The organism is Massilia sp. P2_C2 (assembly GCF_056404615.1).
The window spans coordinates 1-5,083 of the sequence record NZ_JBFUDR010000380.1 but is presented as its reverse complement, the minus strand read 5'-3'; the positions used below and the strand labels follow the sequence as shown (position 1 = coordinate 5,083).

General features: G+C 64.4%; 6 protein-coding genes. 3 read left to right on the top strand and 3 right to left on the bottom strand.

The features are described 5' to 3' along the window. The 3 genes from AC1DYX_RS27555 to AC1DYX_RS27545 all read right to left on the bottom strand — a co-directional run. Window positions 1-1,061: GMC family oxidoreductase N-terminal domain-containing protein (locus AC1DYX_RS27555; RefSeq protein WP_477264839.1), on the bottom strand; the 1,061-nt coding region annotated here is incomplete at its 3' end. Between the two features lie 75 nt (window positions 1,062-1,136). Continuing rightward, window positions 1,137-1,607 (bottom strand): sugar dehydrogenase complex small subunit, encoded by a 471-nt coding sequence (locus AC1DYX_RS27550; protein WP_477264837.1) that lies wholly within the window; start codon window positions 1,605-1,607, stop codon window positions 1,137-1,139. Between the two features lie 348 nt (window positions 1,608-1,955). Further along, window positions 1,956-2,204 (bottom strand): hypothetical protein, encoded by a 249-nt coding sequence (locus tag AC1DYX_RS27545; protein WP_477264835.1) that lies wholly within the window; start codon window positions 2,202-2,204, stop codon window positions 1,956-1,958. 226 nt (window positions 2,205-2,430) lie between these two features. On the opposite strand from AC1DYX_RS27545, the gene AC1DYX_RS27540 reads away from it, so the two are divergent. The 3 genes from AC1DYX_RS27540 to AC1DYX_RS27530 form a co-directional block, all read left to right on the top strand. Beyond that, window positions 2,431-2,853 (top strand): hypothetical protein, encoded by a 423-nt coding sequence (locus AC1DYX_RS27540; protein ID WP_477264833.1) that lies wholly within the window; start codon window positions 2,431-2,433, stop codon window positions 2,851-2,853. Beyond that, window positions 2,850-4,310, top strand: a complete 1,461-nt coding sequence (locus tag AC1DYX_RS27535) for an ATPase domain-containing protein (RefSeq protein WP_477264831.1) — start codon at window positions 2,850-2,852, stop codon at window positions 4,308-4,310. The genes AC1DYX_RS27540 and AC1DYX_RS27535 overlap by 4 nt, the downstream gene beginning before the upstream one ends. A 66-nt stretch (window positions 4,311-4,376) precedes the next feature. After that, window positions 4,377-5,083: sensor histidine kinase (locus AC1DYX_RS27530; protein ID WP_477264829.1), on the top strand; the 707-nt coding region annotated here is incomplete at its 3' end.

The window sequence follows — 5,083 nt, the reverse complement described above, 5'->3', positions numbered from 1 at the left end:
GTGCCGACGGCACCGTATTCGCGGCGGAAGTCACCATCGCGAAATTCCATGATACCGCCCGTCGTAGTTGGCCCTCGATATGGATACAATGGATGCTTTGCAAGGCCGCGTGTGTCGAGGTCGACCTGAGTGAGCAGGTAGCGCCCGACCGTGTCGCTGCTGTTTGCCACACCCTTGGCAGCATTTTCCTGCGCCGAAATCAGCAGCAGCTTGGGCGATTCGATCGCGTGTGCGCACAGAATGTAGATCTTGGCGACGGCGGTGCCCGTCGACCCGTCAGGCTTGCGGAAATTGACCGCTGTAATGCGACCTGACTTGCCGACCACGATTTTCTCGACGACGGTATCGACCGTCAGCATGGCACCGGCCGCTTCTGCTTTGCCCACATGTACGTTACCGTCGTACTTGGCGCCGATTGGGCAGATCGGCACGCAGGTGGCGTTGCCACAGCAGGGCGGGCGCCCGTCGAAGTCGATGGAATTACGCGCGTGGATGAATGGTCCAACCGTCCAGCCAAGACCATGCACCGCCTTCTTGATCTGGGTATCCGAGTATGACATGGGCACGCCTGGCATCGGAAAGCTGGTACTGCGCGGCGAGCCGTGCAGATACTCGGGAAAGCCGGCCACGCCCCATTCCTTTTCGATCGTCTCGTAAAAGCCCGTCAGCTGTTCGTAGCTGATGGGCCAGTCGACCCCGACCCCGTAGCGGCTTTGCATCTTGAAATCATTCGGGCGAAAGCGCGCGGCAAACCCGGTCCAGTGCCAGGACGTGCCGCCTACGCCGCGCAGGAACATGCCGTTGAACGTATCGGGTCCGGCCTGAACATAGTAGTCGTCGCTGCGCATCGGATGGGGCGCGTGGCGGGTGGATTCGTAGGGCGCGTTGGGTGACTTCTCGGGGGCGCCATAGAAGCGCTGCACGGCGCGGAAACGGTCGATCCGCGGCCCAGCTTCGATCAGATTGACTTTAATGTGCGATTTGGCCAGCTGGTACGCCAGCATGCCGCCCACCGCGCCTGCGCCGATGATGAGAACGTCCGAGGAAATCTGTTTGTTCATAGTGTTCCGTTGCTAACGATCAAGCGAGTGCGAAGGCGGGAGCCGGCGCGCGATGTGGTAGTTCGTTCTATACGCTCAGCGCGGTGCGGGTGGATCGGCCCAATAGCCGAACTCGCCACCGCACCAGCCTGGCGGTTTCGYGAAGGACATCGCTTGCCACACCGCTGCACGGGCATAGGTCACCACGGTGACGGCGTTGGCGGCACTCTCTGCGCTGAGCCCCGTCAGCCACAACAACATCGCCTGACGCTCGATAGGACCGGTCTTGCTGTTGGGTGCGCTGGTCGACTTGCCTGGCGCATTCGCGGCCACGAACGCCTGCAGTTGGGCTTCGGAAAATTGCTTACGCATCAATACTATGTAAGGAAGGGCTAAGTCGCGGTCTTCCAAGCTAATCCCGAGCAATGCGCTGCCGGCCGCGATGAACTGGTCGATCAGCGTAGCCTGTTCTGCCGGCGGGACGTTTGCGGCAAGGGTCGTGACCGGCATAGCCAAGCAAGCGGCTAGCGCCTGCATAAACTGACGTCTTGTTCCTGCTTTATTCATGGACAACCTCTTCGGTGCAACAGCGTTGACGATCGTACAAAAGTGTGAGCCGGCAAAACTCGGAATTGCTTTCTTATATGCAATTTACCGTAGCGATAGTAGCAAAGAACGAATATTGCTAGAGGATAAATCAACGTAAGCGATTATTGTTGTAGATATGTCATATTTGTTTTGACGCCAACTGGCCCGGTGCCTGATTCCACGGACACCGAGGCGAGGTCGAAAATGGAATCAGGAGGGATCAACGGCAGCAGCAAGAAGGCGGGGCAGCCGCGAGTTCAAGCTTGAGGCATAGCAGGATGCTGAGAGCGCGCGGTCTGCCCGATGACATGACGTGTATCGTGGGCATCATGCGAGGCGCGCGGCCTGCGTGCGCGCATCCACCTGCGGCAGTTCGGCACCCGGCGCGCGCGGCTCGTTCTCGTCCCATGCGAGCCGCTGCTGCTGGCGCCATTGCCATTCGGCCCGGTAAATGGCCTGGAGGCGGGCATCGGCCTTGCCGGCCGCCTTCGCGATCGCGGGCGTGGCGGCATGGACGGCGGGGGGAGCGAGCAGGGGAGACAGCGCAAGGGCGGCGGCGAGCAGGGTGTGCTTCATGGAGGTCCTGTGGTCGAGGTGTCGGTACGAGGCCGGGTCGGCCTCGGTTGGCGATTTTACCCGGACGAACGCGACGTCCATACCGGATGCCGGCATCATGCGGCACGGAATTGTGTATTGACACTCTATTAAAAGTGTCACATCGACTGCAAACTGTATAATGACTGGACGGACGTGCCTGCCGAGGCCACGCCGCATGGCATGACAATCCCGACGCCACTCCCGCATGGATAAAGACGACAACAGAGCGCAGCCGGCCGGCGCCGGCCTGACGCCCGACGCGGCCCGTGCCAGCCATGCCGGACCCCTGATCCAGTCCTGGTCGCGCCTGGGACGGCAACTGGTGCCGCTGATCGGCGAAGGCGGCTTCGTGGCGCTGTTCACCCGGTCGACGCGCCTGCTGGCGCCGCCGCGGCCGTGGCTGTCGACGGATCCGGCGCGCAAGTCCAGCGCCCTGCTGCTGGCCGCGCTCGAACAGGACCTGGCGGCGGCCGACGGCAAGGAAGCGATCGCCGCGCATGAGGAATTGATGAGCGCCTTCGTGCGCCAGCTCACCGCTCTCATCGGTCCCGCGCTGACGGCGCGGCTGCTGGCCGAACTGGCGACGGGCGACGCGCGGCACAAGAATCAAGAGGAGCACAAGGAATGAGCGGAAAAGTAACCCTGGAGAAACTCAGCACGGGCGTGCCAGGGCTCGATGTGCTTCTCGGCGGCGGCCTGACCGAGTTTTCGTTCACGCTGATCGCCGGGGCGCCCGGCAGCGGCAAGACGACGCTGGCCCACCAGATCATGTTCGCGCTCGCCAACCCGCAGCGGCGCGCGCTGTTCTTCACCGTGCTGGGCGAGCCGCCGCTGAAGATGCTGCGCTATCAGCAGCAATTCGCGTTCTTCGACATGGACAAGGTCGGCTCGAGCATCCGCTATGTGAACCTGGCCGATGACCTGCGCGCCGGCGATTTCAGCGGCGTGCTGGAGCGCATCATGCGCGAAGTCGAGGATTTCGGTCCCAGCCTCGTCTTCGTCGATTCGTTCCGTTCCGTCGTGCAGACGGCGCGCAGCGGCAACGAGGGTCTGTGGGACCTGCAGCATTTTATCCAGGAATTGGGCTCGCGCATGGCCACGTGGCAGGCCACCACGTTCCTGATCGGCGAGTATAACCAGACCGACGTGGAAGCGAACCCGATCATCACGGTGGCGGACGGCATGCTGGCGCTGTCGCACAACCTGGACGAGGATTCGGTGGTGCGCAAGATCCGCATCATCAAGATGCGCGGCCAGGCCCACATGGCCGGCGCGCACACGCTGCGCATCACGGACGACGGGATCCGCATCTACCCGCGCCTGCTGACGCCGCTGCCGGAAGCGTACGAGACCATCGCCGCCGACCCGCAGCGCCTGTCGACCGGCGTGGCCGGCCTGGACGACATGCTGCACGGCGGGCTGCCGCAGGGGCATACGATGCTCGTGTCGGGGCCGACCGGCATCGGCAAGACGATCCTCGGCACCCAATTCCTCGCGGCCGGCGCGGCGCAGGGCGAGAAGGGCGTCGCGCTGTTCTTCGAAAAGCATACGGCGCGGCTGCACGATCCGGAACTGGTGCGGATGGTGCAGGCCGGCCAGGTGACGGTGCTGGAATCACTGTCGCTGTCGCTGTCGGTCGAGGAAGTGATGGACCAGCTGCTCGAGGCGATCGAGCGCACGGGCGCGACGCGGGTCGTGATCGATTCGCTGTCCGAGATCGGCCTGTACCTGGCGCCGGAATTCCGCTACGACCTGCGGTTGGCCGTGTTCCGCACGCTGGCGATGCTGGCGCGGCGCGGCGTCACCGCCGTCGTCACGGTCGGCTACGAGGACAATGCGCCGAACTGGCGCTTTTCCAGCGACAACCTGTGCTTCCTGGCCGACGCCGTGCTGACGATGCGTTTCGCCGAAGTCGAGGGGCATGTGTGCAAGTTCATGACGGTGGTGAAGGTGCGGGGCTCCAGCCACAGCAACCAGCTGCGCGAATACCGCATCACGGACCAGGGGCTCGACGTCGCCCCGCACGCGGCGAACCTCGATGCCCYGATGACGGGGTACCCCACGCGGCGCGAGCCGCACAAATAAAGGAAGAGCATGGGAACGTATTCACCAGAGCCGCCGTCTTCGGAGCAACGTTCCCCCGCCGCTGACTTGCCGGAACCGTTCCTGTTTCACCGCATCCGTGCGATGGAGGATGAGCTGGCAGCGGCGCGTGCGCTGGCGCGGCGCCAGGCCGAGGAGCGCCAGGTGCTGGAAGCCGCGCTGGCGCAGTTGCGCGAAGCCAACGAACACCTCGTGCTGGCCACCGTCGACGCCCAATACCAGCGCGAGGACGCCCAGGCCACCAACCGGCGCCAGAACGAATTCCTCGCCATGCTGGCGCACGAGCTGCGCAATCCGCTGTCGCCGCTCGCGATGGCCGCGTCGCTGCTGGAGCGCGACCCCGACGCCGCGCCGCAACAGCTGAAGCTCGCACGCGTGATCGGGCGCCAGGTCGATCACATGGCACGCCTGCTCGACGACCTGCTCGATGCGGCCCGCATCAGCAGCGGCAAGATCACCTTGTCCGCCGAACCGCTGCTGCTTGCCGACGTGTTGCGGCACGCCATCGAGACCGTGCAGCCGCGCATCGCGGAGCGGGGCCAGGCGCTGGATGTCGAGCTGCCGTCCGGCACGGTCGCCGTGGAGGGCGATAAGGTGCGCCTGGCCCAGGTGTTCACGAACCTGCTCGGCAACGCATCGAAATACACGGGCGACGGCGGCCGCCTGCRCCTGGCCGCGCAGGCCGGGACGGACGAGATCGTCGTGACGGTGGAAGACAACGGCACCGGTATTGCGCCCGAGGTGCTGCCCTATAT

Coding starts and splice junctions, on each gene's coding strand:
- AC1DYX_RS27545 (WP_477264835.1), bottom strand. CDS start 2,204: ATGAAGCACACCCTGCTCGCCGCCGCCCTTGCGCTGTCTCCCCTGCTC.
- AC1DYX_RS27540 (WP_477264833.1), top strand. CDS start 2,431: ATGGATAAAGACGACAACAGAGCGCAGCCGGCCGGCGCCGGCCTGACG.